Origin of the sequence: Cryobacterium tepidiphilum (assembly GCF_003716325.1) — a bacterium.
Taxonomy (GTDB): domain Bacteria; phylum Actinomycetota; class Actinomycetes; order Actinomycetales; family Microbacteriaceae; genus Cryobacterium; species Cryobacterium tepidiphilum.
In genome coordinates this window covers 20762-41243 of record NZ_RDSR01000002.1, presented here as the reverse complement: position 1 = coordinate 41243, position 20482 = coordinate 20762, and the positions used below count along the sequence as shown (strand labels likewise).

Annotated in this window: 19 protein-coding genes; 18 read left to right on the top strand and 1 reads right to left on the bottom strand. The window is 69.2% G+C overall.

Going from position 1 to position 20482, the window contains the following annotated elements; all coding sequences use genetic code 11:
- Nucleotides 1-12: 12 nt before the first annotated feature.
- The 15 genes from EEJ31_RS01565 (at nucleotide 13) to EEJ31_RS01495 (ending at nucleotide 15150) form a co-directional block, all read left to right on the top strand.
- Nucleotides 13-1170 carry a histidinol-phosphate transaminase gene (locus EEJ31_RS01565; protein ID WP_123044538.1) on the top strand — a complete coding sequence of 386 codons (1158 nt, stop codon included), beginning with the start codon at nucleotides 13-15 and terminating at the stop codon, nucleotides 1168-1170.
- 4 nt (nucleotides 1171-1174) lie between these two features.
- Nucleotides 1175-2308 (top strand): thiamine pyrophosphate-dependent enzyme, encoded by a 1134-nt coding sequence (locus EEJ31_RS01560; RefSeq protein WP_123044537.1) that lies wholly within the window; start codon nucleotides 1175-1177, stop codon nucleotides 2306-2308.
- Nucleotides 2305-3300: an alpha-ketoacid dehydrogenase subunit beta gene (locus EEJ31_RS01555; RefSeq protein WP_267897602.1), complete on the top strand. Its 996-nt coding sequence runs from the start codon at nucleotides 2305-2307 to the stop codon at nucleotides 3298-3300. The genes EEJ31_RS01560 and EEJ31_RS01555 overlap by 4 nt, the downstream gene beginning before the upstream one ends.
- 106 nt (nucleotides 3301-3406) lie before the next feature.
- On the top strand, nucleotides 3407-4813 hold the full coding sequence (locus tag EEJ31_RS01550) for a dihydrolipoamide acetyltransferase family protein (protein WP_123044536.1): 1407 nt from the start codon (nucleotides 3407-3409) through the stop codon (nucleotides 4811-4813).
- Nucleotides 4814-4946: 133 nt separating this feature from the next.
- Nucleotides 4947-7556, top strand: a complete 2610-nt coding sequence (locus EEJ31_RS01545; RefSeq protein ID WP_123044535.1) for a rhamnogalacturonan lyase — start codon at nucleotides 4947-4949, stop codon at nucleotides 7554-7556.
- 143 nt (nucleotides 7557-7699) lie between these two features.
- Nucleotides 7700-8689 (top strand): metal ABC transporter substrate-binding protein, encoded by a 990-nt coding sequence (locus EEJ31_RS01540; RefSeq protein WP_233563672.1) that lies wholly within the window; start codon nucleotides 7700-7702, stop codon nucleotides 8687-8689.
- Complete coding sequence (locus EEJ31_RS01535; RefSeq protein ID WP_123044533.1) at nucleotides 8686-9495, top strand: metal ABC transporter ATP-binding protein; 810 nt, start codon at nucleotides 8686-8688, stop codon at nucleotides 9493-9495. The genes EEJ31_RS01540 and EEJ31_RS01535 overlap by 4 nt, the downstream gene beginning before the upstream one ends.
- 1 nt (nucleotide 9496) lies before the next feature.
- A complete protein-coding gene (locus tag EEJ31_RS01530; RefSeq protein WP_123044532.1) occupies nucleotides 9497-10378 on the top strand; it encodes a metal ABC transporter permease in 882 nt (293 codons plus the stop codon).
- A complete protein-coding gene (locus tag EEJ31_RS01525; RefSeq protein WP_123044531.1) occupies nucleotides 10378-11178 on the top strand; it encodes a metal ABC transporter permease in 801 nt (266 codons plus the stop codon). The genes EEJ31_RS01530 and EEJ31_RS01525 overlap by 1 nt, the downstream gene beginning before the upstream one ends.
- Nucleotides 11175-11585, top strand: a complete 411-nt coding sequence (locus EEJ31_RS01520) for a Fur family transcriptional regulator (protein ID WP_123044530.1) — start codon at nucleotides 11175-11177, stop codon at nucleotides 11583-11585. Before EEJ31_RS01525 ends, EEJ31_RS01520 begins: the two co-directional genes overlap by 4 nt.
- Nucleotides 11586-11747: 162 nt before the next feature.
- Entirely contained in the window at nucleotides 11748-11984 is a 237-nt protein-coding gene (rpmB, locus tag EEJ31_RS01515; protein WP_123044529.1) for a 50S ribosomal protein L28, read from the top strand.
- Entirely contained in the window at nucleotides 11984-12151 is a 168-nt protein-coding gene (gene rpmG / locus EEJ31_RS01510) for a 50S ribosomal protein L33 (RefSeq protein ID WP_011187086.1), read from the top strand. The genes rpmB and rpmG overlap by 1 nt, the downstream gene beginning before the upstream one ends.
- A 2-nt stretch (nucleotides 12152-12153) precedes the next feature.
- Complete coding sequence (gene rpsN, locus EEJ31_RS01505) at nucleotides 12154-12459, top strand: 30S ribosomal protein S14 (protein ID WP_123044528.1); 306 nt, start codon at nucleotides 12154-12156, stop codon at nucleotides 12457-12459.
- Between the two features lie 339 nt (nucleotides 12460-12798).
- Nucleotides 12799-13086 (top strand): HU family DNA-binding protein, encoded by a 288-nt coding sequence (locus tag EEJ31_RS01500; RefSeq protein ID WP_123044527.1) that lies wholly within the window; start codon nucleotides 12799-12801, stop codon nucleotides 13084-13086.
- 90 nt (nucleotides 13087-13176) lie between these two features.
- Complete coding sequence (locus tag EEJ31_RS01495) at nucleotides 13177-15150, top strand: cytochrome c oxidase assembly protein (RefSeq protein WP_123044526.1); 1974 nt, start codon at nucleotides 13177-13179, stop codon at nucleotides 15148-15150.
- A 142-nt stretch (nucleotides 15151-15292) separates the two neighbouring features.
- On the opposite strand, the gene EEJ31_RS01490 is transcribed toward EEJ31_RS01495, so the two are convergent.
- Complete coding sequence (locus EEJ31_RS01490; protein ID WP_123044525.1) at nucleotides 15293-16327, bottom strand: hypothetical protein; 1035 nt, start codon at nucleotides 16325-16327, stop codon at nucleotides 15293-15295.
- Nucleotides 16328-16432: 105 nt separating this feature from the next.
- On the opposite strand from EEJ31_RS01490, the gene EEJ31_RS01485 reads away from it, so the two are divergent.
- The 3 genes from EEJ31_RS01485 (at nucleotide 16433) to EEJ31_RS01475 (ending at nucleotide 20453) form a co-directional block, all read left to right on the top strand.
- Nucleotides 16433-17755 carry an ATP-dependent DNA helicase gene (locus EEJ31_RS01485; RefSeq protein WP_123044524.1) on the top strand — a complete coding sequence of 441 codons (1323 nt, stop codon included), beginning with the start codon at nucleotides 16433-16435 and terminating at the stop codon, nucleotides 17753-17755.
- 16 nt (nucleotides 17756-17771) lie between these two features.
- Complete coding sequence (locus EEJ31_RS01480; RefSeq protein ID WP_123044523.1) at nucleotides 17772-19031, top strand: D-arabinono-1,4-lactone oxidase; 1260 nt, start codon at nucleotides 17772-17774, stop codon at nucleotides 19029-19031.
- Nucleotides 19032-19109: 78 nt separating this feature from the next.
- On the top strand, nucleotides 19110-20453 hold the full coding sequence (locus EEJ31_RS01475; protein WP_123044522.1) for a serine hydrolase domain-containing protein: 1344 nt from the start codon (nucleotides 19110-19112) through the stop codon (nucleotides 20451-20453).
- Nucleotides 20454-20482: the final 29 nt, after the last annotated feature.

Below are 20482 nucleotides of genomic sequence, written 5' to 3'. Positions count from 1 at the left end.
CTCCGCCGCTGCATGCCCAGCCGGGCATGCCCACGGAATAGACTCGGCAGGGTGACTGACGGAACCCTTTCCCCGGTGGACCCACCGGTTCGCCTCCGGCCCGAGATCGTCGCCCTCCCCGCCTACCGTCAGGGCAAGCCCGCGTCGTCCTCGGCGTTCAAGCTGTCGAGCAACGAGAACCCCTTCGCGCCCCTGCCCGCCGTGCTGGCAGCCCTGGAGGACGAACGGGACATCAACCGCTACCCCGACGCGACCGCCCTCGCCCTTCGCGAGAAGCTCGCGGCGAAGTACCGGGTCTCGGCCGACGAGGTACACATCGGGGCCGGGTCGGTCGCACTCCTCGCCCAGCTCCTCCTCGCCGCTGCCGGGCCCGGCGACGAGGTCGTGTATTCCTGGCGCTCGTTCGAGGCCTACCCGAGCCTCGTCACCGTCACCGGAGCGACCGGGGTGCAGGTGCCGAACCGTGCCGACGGTGGCCACGACCTGCCCGCGATAGCTGCGAACATCGGCGACCGCACCCGCGCCGTCATCGTCTGCAGCCCGAACAACCCCACCGGGAGCATCGTCACCGCCGACGAGTTCGAGACCTTCATGGCAGCCGTCCCCGACGACCTGCTGGTCATCCTCGACGAGGCGTATGCCGAATTCGTAACGGATGCCGGCGCCGTGGACGGAACGCTCCTGCTCAGCCGCTACCCGAACCTCGTCGTCCTCCGCACGTTCTCCAAGGCCTACGGGCTGGCCGGCCTCCGCGTCGGCTACGCCCTCGGCCGCGTGGCCATCCTCGACGCCGCACGCGCGACGGCCATCCCGCTCTCGGTCACGGGCCCGGGCGCCACCGCGGCGATCGCCTCCCTCGACCACGAGGCCGAACTCCTGGACCGGGTGCGGCAGATCGCCGAGCGTCGCGACCGGCTCTGGGAAGACCTCGTCGCGCACGGCTGGCAGATCCCCCGACCCCAGGGCAACTTCATCTGGTTGCCCACCGGGCCGGAGACGTCGGATGTGGCGGCCCGCCTCGCCGACGCCGGGCTGGTCGTGCGCCCGTTCCCGGCCGACGGCATCCGTCTCTCGATCGGTGAGGAAGAAGCTGTGCAGAAACTCCTACAGATGTCAGAAGAGATTGTCGGGTCCCTTCCAGAGGGCAACCCGGCCCGGCGGTTAGGTTAGTACGGTGGCAGCCACGCAGAACGACGCCTCCGGGTCCACGGTCCAGCTCCTCTCCCCGGAGGGGACGTTGCAGGCCAGTGCCGCCGCAGACGAATTCCTCCCGTTCCTCGACCGGTTGGACGACGACGATTACCGCCGGTTCTACCGGGACATGGCCGTCGTGCGCCGCTTCGACATCGAGGCGGCGAACCTCCAGCGCCAGGGCCAGCTCGCCCTCTGGGTGCCGAGCCACGGCCAGGAGGCGGCGCAGGTCGGCTCGGCCTACGCCACCCGCCCGCAGGACCACATCTTCCCCTCCTACCGCGAGCACGTCGTCGGCATGATCCGCGGGCTCGACCTCGTCGACGTGCTGCGGATGCTGCGCGGCGTGACGCTCGGCGGCTGGGTTCCCGAGGAGCACGGCAACTTCCACCTGTACACGCTGGTGCTCGCCTCGCAGACCCTGCACGCGACCGGCTACGCCATGGGAATGCAGCTCGACGGCACCACGGCGACCGGCGACCCCGACACCGACGAGGCCGTGATCGTGTACTACGGCGACGGCGCCTCCTCCGAGGGCGAGGCCAACGAGGCGCTCGTCTATGCCGCCAGCTACCAGACGCCGCAGGTGTTCTTCCTGCAGAACAACCACTGGGCGATCTCCGTGCCCGTGACCCGGCAGTCCCGCACGCCGCTCTACCTGCGCGCGGCCGGCTTCGGCATGCCGTCGACGCAGATCGACGGCAACGACGTGCTCGCCAGCTACGCCGTGAGCGCCAAGTCGCTCGACGACGCGCGCGCGGGCAAGGGGCCGGCGTTCATCGAGGCGCTCACCTACCGCGTCGGGGCGCACACCACAGCGGATGACCCCACCAAGTACCGCACCGACGACGAGTTGGCGTCGTGGGTGGCCCGCGACCCCATCGTGCGGTTCCGCACCTACCTGCAGGGCCAAGGCGCTTCGCAGCAGTTCTTCGACGACGTCGAGGCCGAGGCCGCCGATTTCGCGGCCGACGCCCGCCGCCGGGCCCTCACCATCGAGGGACCAGACACCGACGTCATCTTCGACCACGTGTACGCCGGCCCGCACCCCCGCATCGAAGAGCAGAAAGCCTGGCTCGAGCGGTACGAGGCCTCGTTCGAAGGGGGACACGCGTGAACGACCAGGCCACGGCATCCGCTCGCCTACCCCTCGCCAAAGCGCTGAACGCGGGCCTTCGCCAGGCCATGCGCGATGACCCCAAGGTGCTGCTCATGGGCGAGGACATCGGCCCGCTCGGCGGCGTGTTCCGCGTGACGGAGGGCCTGCACGCCGAGTTCGGCGACAAGCGCGTCTTCGACACGCCGCTGGCCGAGGCCGGGATCGTCGGCACCGCGATCGGGCTCGCCATGCGCGGCTACCGGCCGGTGTGCGAGATCCAGTTCGACGGCTTCGTTTTTCCGGCCTTCAACCAGATCACCACCCAGCTCGCCCGCCAGCGCACCCGGCACGAGGGCGGCGTCACCATGCCGGTCGTCATCCGCATTCCCTACGGCGGCCACATCGGGTCGATCGAGCACCACCAGGAGAGCCCGGAGGCGTACTTCGCGCACACGCCGGGCCTGCGCGTGGTGAGTCCGTCGAACCCGCACGACGCCTACTGGATGCTGCAGGAGGCCATCGCGTCGGACGACCCGGTGATCTTCTTCGAACCGAAGAGCCGCTACTGGCCCAAGGGCGACGTGAACTTCGAGGAGGCCGGCGCACCCCTGCACGCCAGCCGCGTCGTGCGCCCGGGGGCCGATGTGACGGTCGTCGGCCACGGCGCCATGGTGAGCGTGCTGCTGCAGGCCGCCGAGATCGCGGCGGGCGAGGGCATCGACATGGAGGTCATCGACCTCCGCTCCCTCTCCCCCATCGACTACGACCCGCTGCTGCGGTCGGTCACGAAGACCGGCCGACTCGTGGTCGCCCAGGAGGCGTCGGGATTCGTGAGCGTGGGCTCGGAGATCGCCGCGACCGTGACCGAGCGCGCCTTCTACTCCCTCGAGGCCCCCGTGCTGCGCGTCTCCGGGTTCGACACCCCGTTCCCGCCGGCCTCCGTCGAGACCCACTTCCTGCCCAGCCCCGACCGCGTGCTCGAAGCGGTCGACCGGGCGCTCGCCTATTGACCATGACCCTCCGCTCCGCGCCGTTCGCGCCCGGAATCGCCCTTCAACCGGCGACTTCCGGCACAATGGGCGACACCCGACGGACCAACCGCAAGGAAGGCACACAATGAGCGTGTCGAAATTCACCCTCCCCGACGTGGGCGAGGGCCTGACCGAGGCCGAGATCGTGCAGTGGCGGGTCGCCCCGGGCGACACCATCGGCATCAACCAGGTGCTCGTGGAGATCGAGACCGCCAAGTCGCTCGTCGAACTGCCGTCGCCCTACGCCGGGGTCGTCGGCGAGATCCTGATCACCGAGGGCACGACCGTCGACGTCGGCACCCCCATCATCACCATCACAACGGATGCCGCGGGCGCGGCCCCCGAGGAGCCGACCCCGTCGGTGGGCGCATCGGCTGCCGACTCCCCCGCACCGGCAGCCCCGGCACCGGCGTCCCCCGCCGCTCCGGCGACCCCCGCCGCCGGCGGAGCAGCCGCCGACGACGCCTCCGGCGCGATGCTCGTGGGCCGCGGCAGCGCCGCGAGCATGCCGACGCGGCGGCGGCGCCACGTCGGGTCGCCGGTGGCCCACGAGACGCTCTCCGCTCCCGCCCCGAAAGCCGACCCGGCCAGAACCGCGACGACGGTCGCGAGTCCGGTGATCGCATCCGTGGGGCCGGTCGTCGCCAAGCCGCCCATTCGCAAGCTCGCCAAGGACCTCGGCGTGGACCTCGCAACGGTGACCCCGACCGGGCCCATCGGCGATGTGACGCGCGAGGACGTGCTGCGCGAGGCGTCGCAGGTGAGCGTGTTCCGCAACATCGAGACACCGGAGTGGCCCTCGGACCGCGAGGAGCGCATCCCCGTGAAGGGCGTGCGCAAGGCGATCGCGCAGGCGATGGTGTCGAGTGCTTTCACGGCGCCGCACGTCAGCCTGTTCGTCGACGTCGACGCCACCCGCACGATGGAATTCGTGAAGCGGCTGAAGACCTCCACTGATTTCGCCGGGGTGAAGGTCTCGCCCCTGCTCATCATGGCCAAGGCGATGATCTGGGCCGTGCGCCGCAACCCGATGGTGAACTCGACGTTCACCAACGAGGAGATCATCGTGCGGCACTACGTGAACCTCGGAATCGCCGCCGCGACGCCGCGCGGGCTCATCGTTCCGAACGTGAAGGACGCGCACGAGATGACCCTGCTGCAGCTGGCCCGGGCGCTCGAGCAGCTGACCCTCACGGCCAGGGAGGGCAAAACGTCGCCGGCCGAGATGGCGGGCGGCACGATCACGATCACCAACATCGGTGTGTTCGGCATGGACACCGGGACCCCCATCCTCAACTCCGGTGAGGCGGGCATCGTCGCGCTCGGCACGATCAAGCAGAAGCCGTGGGTCGTCGACGGCGAGGTTCGGGCCCGGTACGTGACGACGATCGGCGCGAGCTTCGACCACCGGGTGGTCGACGGCGATGTGGCGAGCCGGTTCCTCGCCGATGTCGCGAGCATCATCGAGGAGCCCGCGCTCCTGCTCGAGTAGGCGGGCCGCTCTCCCCCGCCGGCCGCGGCGACGGGCGGATGCTGAGGGTCGCTCGACACTCGTTCTACCCTTGACGTGGGGGTAGACCGATCGTTACCTTTGCAGGAATGCGCTTTCCTGAAAGGATTCAATGATGATTCGCAGTAAGAAAACCACGGTATGCGCCCTGGTGGCGTTGCCGGTCGGCGCGGCACTCGCGCTGGGCAGCGTGGTCGCCCCGGCGACCGCATCCGGAGGGCCGGCTTTCGCCTCCGCATCGCATGCGGGCCAGGCGGCAGGCACGGCCGGGACGGCCAGGGACGGCGCGCCGGCCGGCGTGCAGCTCGAGTACCTGGACCGGGGTCTCGTCGCAGCGGCCACGTCGGAAGGAGTGTTCCTCAGCTGGCGGCTCCTCGGCACCGAGGCGACCGGCGCGTCGGAGACGGGCCTCACCGGCACCGACTTCGCCGTCTATCGCGACGGTGAGCGAATCGCCCAGGTCACCGACAGCACCAACTTCCTCGATGCCGACGGCAGCACCGGGGCTCGCTATTCGGTTGCCGCCATCATCGACGGCACCGAGGTCGACCGGAGCGAGTCCGTCGCGCCCTGGGCGCAGGGCTACACCGAGCTCGCCCTTCAGAAACCCGCCGACGGCGTCACCCCGGCGGGGGAGCGCTACACATATTCCGCCAACGACATGAGCCTCGGCGATGTCGACGGCGACGGGCGGTACGAGTACATCGTCAAGTGGTACCCGTCCAACGCGAAGGACGTTTCCCAGGTCGGCTACACGGGAAACACCTACATCGACACGTACACCGCCGAGGGGCGCCTGCTGAATCGCATCGACCTGGGCGTCAACATCCGCTCGGGGGCGCACTACACGCAGTTCCTCTCCTACGACTTCGACGGCGACGGCCGCTCGGAGATGATGTTCAAGACCGCGCCGGGCACCAAGACCACCTCGTATGACGCCGACGGCAACGTCACCGGCGAGCACTACATCACCATGCCGAAGGCCGACATCGAGGCCGGCTACAGCAACGCCGACGACTACCGCATGAGCAGTGCTGACTACTACCAGCACATCGTCCGGATGTTCCAGACCTGGCAGGACAACCCCGAGGTCGCCTCCGGCCAGTGGCCGGCGACGCTCGAGGAGGCCTTCGGCATCGACAAGCGCTACGACTACCCGCTCTCCACCGCGGATGCCGAATCGCTGGCCGACTACTTCATGGACACCTACGCGCCGAACCGCAGCTCCCGCAACAAGCTGCGCCAGTTCGAGGGCTTCATCGTCGACGGCCCGGAGTACCTCTCCGTCTTCGACGGGGCCACCGGCGCCGAGCTGGAGACGATCCCGTACCAGCCGGGACGCACCGATGACGGGCTGCGCTGGGGTGACTACGCGATGTCGAGGATCGAACCGGGCAACCGCGTCGACCGCTTCCTCGCGGGCGTCGCCTACCTCGACGGCACGCATCCGTCGGCTGTCTTCGCCCGTGGCTACTACACCCGAACCAACGTCGTCACCTACGACTGGGACGGCAGCCACCTCAGCACGCGGTGGAAGGTGGACAGCGGCTGGACGCCCATGACGAACCCGTTCAACGACTCCCCGCACGGGCGCGACGGCACCGATCCGGTGTACGGCAGCATCACCACGCAGGGCTTCCACTCGCTGAGCGCAGCGGATGTCGACGGTGACGGCAAGCAGGAGATCGTGTACGGGTCCGCCACGCTCGACGACGACGGCTCCCTGCTGTACAGCTCCACCGACACGCTGCCCGCCCAGAGCGCCGATCCGGGAGCCGAGGCGCGGCTCGGGCACGGCGACGCCATGCACGTCACCGACATCGACCCGAACCGTCCGGGCCTCGAGATCTTCACCGTGCACGAGGGCGCCGCGTACGCGCCGTATGGGTACGCCCTGCGTGACGCGAAGACCGGCGAGGTGCTCTACGGCGCATACTCGGGCCGCGACACCGGCCGCGGCATGATCGGCGACGTCGACCCGTCCGTGCCGGGTCTCGAGACCTGGGCGATCGGGCTGTGGTCGGCCGCGGGGGAGAAGCTCGGCGATCGCGCCCCCGGTACGAACGCGAGCATCAAGTGGGCGGCCGACATGACTACCCAGATCGTGAACGGATCCCGCGACCAGACGCCGACGATCGACGACTGGCAGCGGGGCCGGCTGCTCACGGCCGAGGGAACGCGTGCCAACAACGACACGAAGGGTAACCCGAGCCTCGTCGCCGACGTGTTCGGCGACTGGCGCGAGGAGTTGCTGGTGCGCACCGAGGACAGCAGCGCCATTCGCATCTACCTCAGCACGGAGGTGACGACGCACAAGCTGCACACGCTTATGCACGACCCGCAGTACCGTGCCGAGATCGCGCGCCAGAACACGGCGTACAACCAGCCGGCGTACACGAGCTTCTACCTCGCATCCGACATGGACTTCCGCGACGTGCCGATGATCCAGCGCTGGTTGCCGGGGAGTGCGGCGGCGCTCGGGCGCACGCTGGCCGGATTCGTCGACTCCGGCGAGGTCAGCGGCCCGGTCGGGAAGCAGTTGACGGCGGCGGCCGACCAGGCGGCGCGCGCCGTCGAAGACGGCAGGTCCGCGTCCGCCGAAAAGGCGGTGCAGAAGTTCCTGCGCTTCCTCGACCAGCACAAGAAGCCCGACCACGTGAGCGACGCGGCGCATGCCGCGCTCGCCCACGCGGCCGAGACGCTCCTGGGGGAGCTCAGTTCCTAGGGGTTACCGCGTGCGCTAGTCGAACGCCGCTGCGCGGGTTGAATTCAGCCCGCGCAGCGGCGTTCAGTCCGCGCAGCCCCGATTTGCAGCGACGGGCCCCTGGTGGTTTTGACAATCATTATCAATAGGCGTAGCGTCGCAGCGTGAGTTCACGGATGCCGGCGGTCGTTGCTGTCGCAGCCGTGCTGTCGCTGGGGTTGGCCGGCTGCTCCCTCGAACCGTCCGCCAGCGCGGGCGAGGACGACCTGCAGGTGGTCGCCACCACCACACAGGTCGCGGACTTCACCCGACACGTGGTCGGCGACGCCGCCGGCGTGCAGGTGAGACAGCTCATCCAGCCCAACCAGAGCGCGCACAGCTACGATCCCTCGGCGGCCGACCTCACTGCGCTTGCCCGAGCAGACGTGCTCGTCGAGAACGGAGTCGGTCTCGAGGAATGGCTCGACGACTCCGTCACCGCCTCGGGATTCAGCGGCCGCACCATACATTCCTCAACGGGCATAAAGGTGATGCACGCCGACGAGACGGGGGACCCCGAGCACGGCGAGGAGCACGGCAACCCCCACGTCTGGACCGACGTGGCGAACGCCGTGGTCATGGTCGAAAACATCGCCGCGGGCCTCGCGGCCGCCGACCCGGGCAAGGCGGATGTCTTCCACGCCAACGCTGCCCGGTACGAGGCCGACCTCCGCGCCCTCGACGAGTGGATCCGCGCCGACGTCGCCCAGGTGCCGCGCGACGAGCGGCTGCTGGTGAGCAACCACGATGCCTTGGGATACTTCACAGCTGCCTACGGCATCACCTACGTGGGCTCCGTGATCCCGAGCTTCGATGACAATGCCGAACCGAGTGCGGCCGAGATCGATCGCCTCGTCGCCGCCATCAAGAAGACTGGGGCGAACGCGGTCTTCTCCGAGGCATCCGTCAATCCGAAGGCCGCGAAGACCATCTCCGAGGAGGCGCACGTCGCCGTCTACTCGGGTGCCGACGCGCTCTACGTGGACTCGCTCGGACCGGCGGGCAGCGCCGGCGCCACCTACATCGCTGCCCAGGTGCACAACGTGCGGCGGATCACGACCTCGTGGGGCGCCACGCCCCTTCCCCTCCCAGACAGGCTCGGTGATCTCGGATGACCCACCCCACCTCTCCCTCCGAGCTGGCGACGAAACGGCGCCGTGATGCGGCCCTCGTGCTGTCGGTGCGCGGCGCGGCGTTCGCTTACGGGCAGACCGTCGCGCTTGCCGGCATCGACTTCGACGTGCGCGCCGGCGAGGCGATCGCCCTCATCGGTCCGAACGGCTCCGGGAAGTCCACCCTGCTGAAGGGCGTTCTCGGGCTCATCCCTCGAACGGCGGGCGGCGTGGAGGTGCTGGGGGAGTCACCCGCGCCGGCCGGCGTTATCGGTTACGTGCCGCAGGCCGACGAGCTCGACCCGCACTTCCCCGTCACGCTCGAGCAGGTGGTCATGATGGGCCGCTACCGGTCCATCGGCTGGCTGCGCCTGCCGGGGCGCCGCGACAAGACGGCCGTGCACGAGGCGCTGCGGGCTGTCGGGCTCGCGCACCGGGCGAAGACCCGGTTCGGCGACCTGTCCGGCGGCCAGCAGCAGCGCGGACTCCTGGCCCGCGCCCTCGCCGCCGGGCCGCGCCTGCTGCTGCTCGACGAGCCCTTCAACGGGCTCGACCAGAAGAACCGCGATGCGTTGATCACCACCCTGAACCAGCTGAAGGCCGACGGCGTCGCCGTGCTGGTCTCCACCCACGACCTCGACCTGGCGCGGGCGGTGTGCGACGGGGTGCTGCTGCTGAACGGCGGCCAGGTCGCCTTCGGGCCGCGCGAAGAGGTGCTCACCCTCCCGAACGTGCAACGCGCGTTCAGCGAGGTGGGCGTCGAGATGGACGAGCACACCATCGTCGTCCCCGGGCACACCGGCCACTGACATGGGACCGCTCGATGTCATCGGTGACGCGCTCGTCGGCGCGTTCACCCTCCCGTTCATGGCCCGCGCGCTCATCGTGCTCGTCGTGCTCAGCCTCGTCGCCGGCGTCGTCGGGGTCATCGTGAATATGCGCGGATTGGAATTCATCTCCGACGGGCTCACCCACTCCGTCTTCCCGGGTATAGCGATCGGCTTCGTCTGGGGCGGTCGGGAGGGGCTCTTCATCGGGGCGATGATCGCGGCGGTGATCGCCGCGACCGTGCTCACCCTTCTGGTGCGCACGCGCGTTCCAGCGGATGCCGCCATCGCGATCGTGCTCACGGCCACGTTCAGCGTGGGCGTCATCGTCGTCTCCCGGCAGAGCGATTACGCGGGACAGCTCGAGCAGCTGCTCTTCGGCCGGTTGCTGACGGTGACGGACGCCGAGGTGGTGCAGACCGTCATCGCGTGCGGCATCGCACTGCTGCTGGTCGCCGTCACACTCAAGGAACAGGTGTTCCGGGCGTTCGACCGGTCCGGCGCCGACGCTGCGGGCTACCGCGTGTTCACGCTCGACCTGCTGTTGAACATCGCGATCGCGCTGGTGGTCGTCGCGGCATCCAGTGCCGTAGGCAACCTGCTCGTGCTCGGCGTGCTCATCGTTCCGGCGGCCGTGGCGCGCCTCATTACCGTGCGCCTGAGGGCGCTGTTCCTCATCGCCGCGGGGTTCGCCATGCTCGGCGCGTGGCTGGGACTCGCGACCGGGTACGCGGCATCCGTCGACGGCGGGGTGGATCTGCCCAGCGGCGCGACCGTCGTGTTGCTGCTCGTCGCGGGCTACCTGCTGGCCCTCGGCTACCGGGTGATCCGTGACTCAAGCCTCCGCGCGGGGGAGGGGCGCTGATGGGCTACTTCGAGAGGGCGCTGCTCGCCGCAGTCGTGATCGGCGCCCTGAGCGGACTGGTGGGCTCGCTCGTCGTGCTGCGCCGGCGCACCTTCTTCGCCCAGGCGCTCACCCACGCGACATTCCCCGGCGCCGTCGCGGCCGCCATGCTGGGGGTGAGCATCCCGCTCGGCGCCGCCGTGGCGAGCGTGGTCATCGTCGCGGTGATGACCCTCATCCAGCGGGTGCGCCGACAGGGCAGCCAGGTGGCCGCCGGTATCGTGCTCACCGCGGGCTTCGCACTCGGCGTGCTCCTCCAGTCGCTGAACCCGTCGCTCCCGGTGCACGTGGAGTCGTTCCTGGTGGGGTCGATCCTGACCGTGTCCATCGGCGACATCGCGCTGGCCGGCGGCGTACTCGTCGTCGCAGCCCTGGTCATCGTGTTCCTCGGCAAGGAGATCCTTTTCTCCACGTTCGACCGGGAGGGCTTCCGGGCCGCCGGCTACCGGGAATGGCCGATCGAATTGCTGACCCTCGCCCTCATCACCGCCACCGTCGTGACGGCGATGCCCGCGGTCGGCGCCATCCTCGCCATCGCACTCATCGCCGCGCCGGCGGCCGCCGCGCGGCTGCTGGCCGCCACAACCCGGCAGGTGTTCCTCATCGCCCCGGTCGTCGGTGCCACCTGCGGGGTCGTGGGCGTTGTGCTGTCCCGGGCCGCCGGGGTCGCGGCAGGGCCGGCCATCTCGCTGACAGCCGCCGCGTTCTTCCTGGCCGCCCTCGGCATCCGTCGTGGCCTGCAGTTACGGTGGAAGGCATGAAGCGCAACACCTGGCAGCGCGAGGCCGTGCGCGCGGCCCTCGACGACGCCGGCGGCTTCGTCAGCGCGCAGGGCCTGCACGGCGCGCTGCACGCCAGCGGCTCGCCGATCGGCCTGGCCACCGTGTACCGCGCCCTCGCCGACCTCGCGCAGGAGGGCGACGCGGACTCGCTGCAATCGCCCGAGGGCGAGAGCCTCTACCGCGCCTGCAGCACCGCCGACCACCACCATCACCTCATCTGCCGCAACTGCGGGCTGACCGTCGAAATCGAAGCGGATGCCGTGGAGACCTGGGCGCGCTCCGTCGCCGCCGAGAACGGGTTCACCCAAGCCGCGCACGTGGTCGACGTCTTCGGCCTGTGCGCCGCCTGCACGGCTGCGGCGGCGACGTTGCGCGAACCCTCCTGATCGCGTAACGTTAGACGCTGCTGCGCATATCCGTGCGTGCATTGCGGACTACCCGCCGTTCTCTCCCTGATTCTGGTCCTAGGACCCGTTCCAGGTCACGGCGCCAGTCTGCCGACAAGGGATCTTGGGAAGGGCACTCGCCCTTCGGTATTGGAGGAAACCATGGCAGCAACCTGCCAGGTGACCGGAGCAGTTCCCGGCTTCGGACACAACATCTCACACTCGCACCGGCGCACCAAGCGTCGCTTCGACCCGAACGTGCAGAAGAAGACGTACTACGTGCCGTCGCTTCGCCGTAACGTCACGCTGACTCTGTCGGCAAAGGGCATCAAGGTCATTGACGCCCGTGGCATCGAGTCGGTCGTCAAGGACCTGCTCGCACGTGGGGAGAAGATCTAATGGCAAAGCAGCAGGACGTTCGTCCGATCATCAAGCTTCGTTCGACGGCTGGCACCGGGTACACCTACGTGACCCGCAAGAACCGTCGCAATAACCCCGACCGTCTCGTGCTCAAGAAGTACGACCCCGTAGTGCGCAAGCACGTTGACTTCCGCGAGGAGCGCTAACAATGGCGAAGAAGAGCAAGATTGCCCGCAATGAGCAGCGCAAGGTCATCGTGGAGCGCTACGCCGCGAAGCGCCTTGAGCTGAAGAAGGCCCTGGTCGACCCGAACGGCACCGACGAGTCGCGTGAGGCGGCTCGCGTGGGCCTGCAGAAGCTTCCCCGCAACGCGTCCCCCGTGCGTGTGCGCGGTCGCGACGCGATCGATGGCCGCCCCCGCGGTTACCTGAGCCGTTTCGGCATCTCCCGTGTGCGCTTCCGCGAGATGGCGCACGACGGCGAACTGCCGGGCATCACCAAGTCCAGCTGGTAAGTCCAGCAGCCGGAAAGGGACGACGACCTCCGGGTCTTCGTCCCTTTCTCGGTTAAGGGCGGATGCGGTGGGGATCGTACGGGTGAGGGATCGCGGCATCTGGTGAGTAGGGCTCTTTGCGCCTTCCGAGCGCGCGGGAGGGTGCGTTGTCCGCGACTCGGGACGACGGGGCGGGCCTTCGGGCTGCCAACCTGGCCCGAAAATCGGCGAGAATACGCGGAATTCCGCGGATTTCTGCTAGATTCAACGCGGTCGTACCGACCAGCGGTCCAGCTCACGAGAGTTGCCCGTCCCTGAATGAAACTGTTTCTACAGACCAAGGTCCGAGGAGGACACTCAATGGCTGAAAATTCGCTGAACAAGACCGAGCTCGTCGCCAAGATCGCCGCCGACTCCGGCCAGAGCCAGGGCGCGGTCGACGGTGTCTTGAACGCATTCTTCAAGACGCTGGCCGACACCGTCGCCAACGGCGGCAAGGTGACCATCCCGGGCTGGCTCGGCGTCGAGCGCACGGAGACCTCCGCGCGCACCGGCCGCAACCCGCAGACCGGCGAAGAGATCCAGATCGCCGCTGGCCACCGCGTCAAGCTGACCGCCGGCAGCAAGCTCAAGGCCGCCGCCAAGTAGTCTTCGCGTTCACAACGGGGGTGCCGACTCAGTCGGCACCCCCGTTTGCGTACGGTCGGCAGCCGGTTTCTGTGCGGTTAGGCTGGATAGGTGCCTCGAATCGTGCGTGTAGCCGGTCCGGCCGTGCTCCTCCTGGTCGCCGTGCTGGCCGCGATCGCCGGCCTCGCCTACGGCGGCGCTGCCGCGCCGCAGCTCCTCGCCGACCCGGGAGCCGTGGTGCGGTGGGGACTCCCGATCGCCAAGCTGCTGGTGAACCTCGGCGCGGCCGGCACCATCGGCGCCCTCGTGCTCAGCTGCTTCGCGCTGAGCCCCCGCGAGGCAGAGTTCGGCGCCGCGCTCGACGTGGCGGCCGCATCCGCTGCCGTCTTCACGGTCGCGAGCGCCATGACCGGTTTCTTCACCTTCCTGCAGGTGACGAACGTGCCGATCAGCCTTGATGAGAGCTTCAATTCGACGTTCGGGCAGTTCTTCTCCCAGATCGCCGTCGGCCAGGCGTGGCTCGGCATCACGCTCGTCGGTGCGGCTGTGACGGTTCTGTGCTTCGCGGTGCGCAATCAGACCGCCATCGTCTTCGTAACCGCCCTCGCCGTGCTCGCGCTCGTTCCCATGGCGCTGCAGGGCCACGCCGCCGGTGCCGAAGGCCACAACGAGGCCATCACGGCCCTCGGCCTGCACCTCGTGTTCGCGGCCGTCTGGCTGGGCGGACTGCTCACCATCATCCTGCTGCGGAAGCAACTCGGCGCCGGCCGCATCGTGCACGTGCTCGGCCGGTACTCGACGCTCGCCCTGGTCTGCTTCGTCGTCGTCGCGGTCTCGGGCTACGTGAGCGCGGAGCTCCGCATCGGCACGCTCGACAAGCTCCTCACGCCCTACGGCATCCTCGTGCTGGTCAAAGTGGCGGCGCTCATCGTCCTGGGCTGCTTCGGCGCCCTGCAGCGCGGCGTGTTCATCGAGCGGATGCAGCGGAGCAAGCGACCGGCGACGGCCTCCTTCTGGTGGCTGGTCGTGGCCGAGCTCGGCTTCATGGGCATCGCCTCCGGGGTCGCCGCCGCGCTGGCCCGCACCGCGCCGCCCGTGACGGAAGTCGTGGGAAGCAGCATCCCCGCCGCTACGCCCGCCCAGATCCTCACCGGCGAGCCGCTGCCGCCGCCCCTCACCTTCGCCCGGTACTTCACCGAGTGGAACTTCGACATCGCCTGGGTGCTGTTCTGCGCGTTCGGCATCTTCTTCTACCTGGCCGGCGTGTGGCGGCTGCACCGCCGGGGCGACCGCTGGCCGGTGTACCGCACGGTGCTCTGGATCGCCGGGATGCTCGCCCTGTTCTACATCACCAGCGGCGGCGTGATCGTCTACGAGCAGTACCTGTTCTCGGCCCACATGCTCATGCACATGGCGCTGACGATGCTGGTCCCCGTGCTGCTCGTTCCCGGTGCGCCGGTCACCCTGGCCGCGCGCGCCATACGCAAGCGCAAGGACGGCAGCCGTGGCGCCCGGGAGTGGATCCTCCTCGCCGTGCACTCCAAGCCCGCCGGCATCCTGGCGAACCCGTTCGTGGCTGCCGGGTTGTTCGTGGGCTCGCTCTGGGTCTTCTACTACTCGCCGCTGTTCAGCTGGGCGACCACCGACCACATCGGGCACGAGTGGATGACGGTGCACTTCCTCGTCACGGGCTACCTGTTCGTGCAGTCCCTGATCGGCATCGACCCCGTCCCGTTCCGGCTGCCCTACCCGTTCCGGCTGGTGCTGCTGCTCGGAACCATGGCGTTCCACGCGTTCTTCGGCGTCGCCATCATGACCGCCACGGGGCTGTTCCTCGCCGACTGGTACGGGGCGATGGGCTGGGGAACCGACGCCCTCGCCGACCAGCAGGTGGCCGGCGGCATCGCCTGGAGCGTCGGGGAGATCCCGACGATCGCCCTGGCGATCGTCGTGGCCGTGCAGTGGAGCCGGAGCGATGAGAAGGAGACCCGGCGGCGCGACCGCAACGCGGACCGCACCGGGGAGGCCGAGCTCGCCGACTACAACGCGCGCCTGGCCCGGCTCGCCGCCCACGACCGCTCCTAGCGCTCTGCCGGTACGTCGGACCGACTCCATCACCCGTGAGGGGCCGCGATCAGACCTTCCCAGGCGCCACGAACGTCGATGTGCGACCCCTGACGCACGGGTAGCGAGACATCTCGTGCAGGGCGCGGGCGGCACCTCGAAGCTAGTGAAGCTGGATGCGCAGCGACCCGTCGGTGTTGATGATCACGCTGAGACCCACGGCGAACTCCACGTTCTCGTCGCGGGTCGACACCTCCCCGTCGAACAGGGACTGCACGTCCACGACGATGCGGGCGAGTCCCTCGGTGTCCGGCATGTCGAAGGTTCCGTCGCCCGCCCTCAGGGTGACGGGCGGATACTTCGCGATGGACCATTTCGGGTCGTTCAATACCCGGTCGTCGATATCGATCCCGAACGGGCAGTTCGTGGGCTTCAGCACGGTCTGCTTGGCGCAGTCGTCAAGGAACCCGTTGAGCTCGTTCTGCACCTGCTGCACGAACGACTTGTTCGGCTGCACGTCCACCGTGACGGCCGTTGTGCCGGGCACGACGACCGGCACCTTGTTCGGCGACGCCTGGAGCAGGGGAGAGGTGTGGGAGACGGCATACGCGGTGGGAGCGAACACCAGGTACGACGCCTGGTGCGAGAATTCCTCCGCCCGCTCCGCCGGTTCGTGGGCGCGGGTGTCGAGCGTCAGCCCGTTCACCGTGAACGTCGAGCCGTGCAGCACCGACACCTGCAGCACCGCCAGCGGGCTGACGGCGAACCGCCAGCGGTTGAAGACCGCGGCGTACCGGCCCGCGTCCTCCACCGTGAAGGTCATGGTGCTCTCTTTGCCGTCGAGGCGGAAGTTGTACGTGACCGTGTGCGTCCCGTCGCCGGTCACCGTCTCGTCGGCAAGGGCGATGCCGGTGAGCGAGCCGAGAACGGATGACCGCAGCAGTGTGTGCGGGTAATCCTTGCCGCCGGTCATGGTCGGCGCGCCGTCCAGCACCCCGTCGATCGCGAGAGCGCCGGCCGCATCGTGCCGTGCGATCGCATCGAGGTACTGCCGCACGAAGCCCGCGGCGCTGTACACGTTCTGGTTGAGCGCGCCGATGGCCGAGAACAAGGCGACGACGAGGAGCACGCCGACCAGGACGAACGGGAGGATGGCGCGGAGCAGGGGCGGCTTTCGCGCGCTGGTTCCCTCGGCCATCACAACATCCTATGGTCGCCGCGCCGCCACTCGAAGTCGGTGGATAACCGCTCCACCGACGACCCCGGCGGCTACAGTGGGATATCCCCGTCGAAAGTGCGCCCCGTGTCCCCCATCCCACTCTCTCCCGAGCAGGCCGAGGTGTACCAGGCGATCGAGAACACGCGGCAGAATGTGTTCGTCACGGGGCGGGCGGGAACCGGTAAGTCGACGCTGCTGAACCACCTCTCGTGGAACACCAGTAAGCAGATCGTCATCGCGGCACCCACCGGCGTGGCAGCACTCAACGTCGGCGGCCAGACGATCCACTCCCTGTTCCGACTCCCGATCGGGCTCATCGCCGACCACACGATCGAGCAGAACGACCAGACGCGCAAACTCCTCAACACCATCGACACCCTCGTCATCGACGAGGTGTCGATGGTCAACGCCGACCTGATGGATGCCATCGACCGCAGCCTCCGGCAGGCCCGCGCGCGCCCGCACGACACCTTCGGCGGGGTGCAGATCGTGCTGTTCGGCGACCCGTACCAGCTCGCGCCGGTACCCGGCGATGGCGACGAGCGCGCCTACTTCGCCGACACCTACCGCTCGCTGTGGTTCTTCGACGCGAAGGTCTGGCAGGAAGCCGACCTGCGCATCTTCGAGCTGCGCGAGATCCACCGCCAGCACGACGCCGACTTCAAGCACATCCTGAACGCGGTGCGGCACGGCCAGGTCACCGCAGAGATGGCGGGGGTGCTGAATGCCACCGGCGCCCGCCCCGCCCCGACAGACGGCACCATCACCCTCGCCACCCGCAACGACGCCGTGAACCGCATCAACGCATCCGCTTTGAAACGCCTGTCGGGGCGCACCCTGACCGCGAAGGCGGAGGTCACCGGCGACTTCGGCGGGCGCACGTACCCCGCCGATGCCTCGCTGGAGCTGAAGGTTGGGGCGCAGGTGATGTTCCTGCGCAACGATTCGGCGCACGAGGGCGGCGGCCCGCGCTGGGTGAACGGCAGCATCGGCACGGTCACGCGCATCGACGCCAATGTGTACGTCGACATCGACGGCGACGTGCACGAGGTCGAGCCGGCGGTGTGGGAGAAGTACAAGTACAACTACGACCCGGTGACGAAGAAGCTCAGCAAGGACGTTGTCGCGGAGTTCACGCAGTTCCCGCTGCGGCTGGCGTGGGCGGTGACGATCCACAAGTCGCAGGGCGCCACCTACGAGCGCGCCATCGTCGACCTGGGCTCACGCGTGTTCAGCCCCGGCCAGACCTACGTCGCCCTCAGCCGGCTGACGACGTTGGAGGGCCTGTACCTGGCCCGGCCGCTGCGGCCGAACGACATCATCGTCGACCCGAACGTGCGCCGGTTCATGTCGAGCGCCGCCCGGCCCGCGGCGGCACTCGAGACGTCGTCGCCGGTGACGCCGTGACGGCGGGTGCGCCGCGATGACAACGGATGCCGGCACCAACTGGTCGGGCAACCTCGCCTACGCGGCGGCCGAGTTGCACTCCCCGCAGAGCGTCGACGAGTTGCGGCGCCTGGTGGCCTCCAGCGGGAAGGTGCGGGCGCTCGGCACCCGGCACTCGTTCAATCGCATCGCAGACACCGAGCACACCCTGGTCTCCACCGCCGCCATCGTCGACGAACCGGTGATCGACCGCGACGCGCAGACGGTCAGCGTGGCCGCGGGCATGCGCTACGGCGAACTCGCCGGCGTGCTGGAGCGGGCGGGGTTCGCGCTCGCGACGCTCGCGTCGCTGCCGCACATCTCCGTCGGCGGCGCCACGGCCACGGCGACGCACGGATCGGGGGTGCGCACCGGCAACCTCTCGACGGCAGTCACGGCGCTGGACCTGGTGCTCGCCAACGGCGACCTGCTCGCCCTCGACCGCGACCACCCCGACTTCGCCGGGGCGGTGGTGCACCTCGGCGCGCTCGGCATCGTGACGCGGTTCACGCTTGCCATCGAGCCGAGCTTCGGCATCGAACAGACCGTCTTCGAGCGCCTGCCCTGGGAGTCGCTTGCCGCCGGCTTCGACGAGATCATGGGCTCGGCGTACAGCGTGAGCCTGTTCACCACGTGGCAGGAACCCGGGGTGATCGAGCAGGTGTGGGTGAAGCGGCGCCCCGATCGGGATGCCCCGCTGCCCGCGGAGCTCGCCGGCGCCATGCGCGCGACCGAGGCGCGGCATCCGCTGCCCGGCAGCTCTGCCGTCACCTGCACGCCACAGCTCGGGGTGCCGGGGCGCTGGCTCGACCGCCTGCCGCACTTCCGGCTCGAATTCACGCCGTCCAACGGTGAGGAGCTGCAGAGCGAATACCTTGTGCCGCGGCAGCACGCCGTGGCCGCGCTGGAGGCCGTGCGCACGCTGGCCGACCGCATCGCGCCGCTGCTGTTCGTCACCGAGGTGCGCACCGTGGCAGCCGACGACCTCTGGCTGAGCCCCAGTCACGAAAGGGATGCCGTGTGCCTCCACTTCACGTGGCACCCACGACAGCCCGAGGTGGAGGCACTGCTGCCCGACCTCGAGGCGGCGCTGGCACCATTCTCGCCCCGCCCGCACTGGGGCAAACTGTTCGCGGCCGGCGACCTGGCGGGCCGCTACCCCAAGGCGGCGGACTTCCGCGCGCTCGCCGGGCGGCTCGACCCGCAGCGCACCTTCGTGAACGAATTCGTGGAGCGGCATATCCTTCCGGAGCCGTGACCGCCCCGTGATTCTCACGATTTCATAACAGCTGGCCGACCGGGCCCCAGCGGCCGAAGCGCGGGTAAGCTCCCTCATATGGGGGATGTACCGGCACCAGCGCTGCACGGCGACGCCGTGCCCGGATCCGGGCGCCGCGCGAAGCGCCGGCCATCCGTCGTCCTCACCGCCGTGCTCGCCTCGCTCTCCCTGCTTCTCACGGCCTGCACGGGGTCGGCGGGCGCGTCGACGAACGGCGCCGTCGCGGGGTCGACGCTGAGCAGCGCGGCATCCGACCGGCTCGACGCCGCGCTGACCGACGCCATGAAGCTCGCCGGCGCATCCGGTGCCATCGCCGGGGTGTGGGCGCCCTGGGCCGGTCGCTGGGTCGTCGCCGACGGTATGACGACGACGAAGGGCCCCGAGCCCATGGGCACCGGCATGCGCTTCCGGATCGGCGCCAACACGCGGTCGATGACCTGCACCGTGCTGCTCCGGCTCGTCGACGAGGGCACAGTGAAACTCACCGACCACGTCGCCGACTACCTCGAGCGCACCCCCGGTGTCGACGGCATGACCCTGGGTCAGCTGTGCCAGGGCACCTCCGGCCTCGCCGATTACCGGCCGGAACTCGCCGCGCAGTTCGTGAACAACCCCACCCGGCAGTGGCCGCCGCTCGAGCTCGTCTCCAGCGCCCTTGCCAGTGACCGGGTGGGCGCACCGGGCAGTGCCTGGCATGACTCCAACAGCGGATACGTGTTGCTGGGCATGGCGCTCGAGTCGGCCACGCACAGCGACTGGCCGACGCTGTACCAGAAGTACATCATCGACCCGCTGCACCTCGACGCGACAACCTACCCCGGCGCTGCCCAGCTGGAGATTCGCGGGTCGCACCCGCACGGCTACGCCACGGCACGCCAGCCGAACGGCACGCTCATCTGCGGCACGGTCGAGGACGTCACGGAACTGTCCCCCTCAATGGCCGGCGTCTCCGGGGGAGTCATCTCCACCCTCGCCGACATGAAGACCTGGTCGGAGGCGCTCGCCGGAGGCACGCTGCTGACTCCCGAGACGAAGAAGAAGCAGTGGGCGACGGTGTCCATGGGCAAGAACGCGCCATCCTGGCTCGGCTATGGTCTCGGCGCCGCGCAGATCGGGCCGTTCCGGGGAGAGTCGGGTGCGATCCCCGGGTTCAGCTCCGCCATGTTGTCCGACCCGGTGAGCGGCCTCACCGTGGTGGTCATGCTCAACAACTCCAGCTCGGGCGCCGCACTCGCCCAGCACCTCGCGCAGCGGCTCGCCTCCATCGCCTCCAAGCTGCCCGCCACGAAGGGCGAATCCGCGCCGCTGATCGAAGTGCCGTGGTCCGAAAGCCAGATGGTGCAGGCCATGCAGAAGGAAGCGGTGTGCCAGAAGCCGGCGACTCCGGCTCCCGCCAAGTGACGGTGCCGCCGGCGCTGCCGTAGATCCCC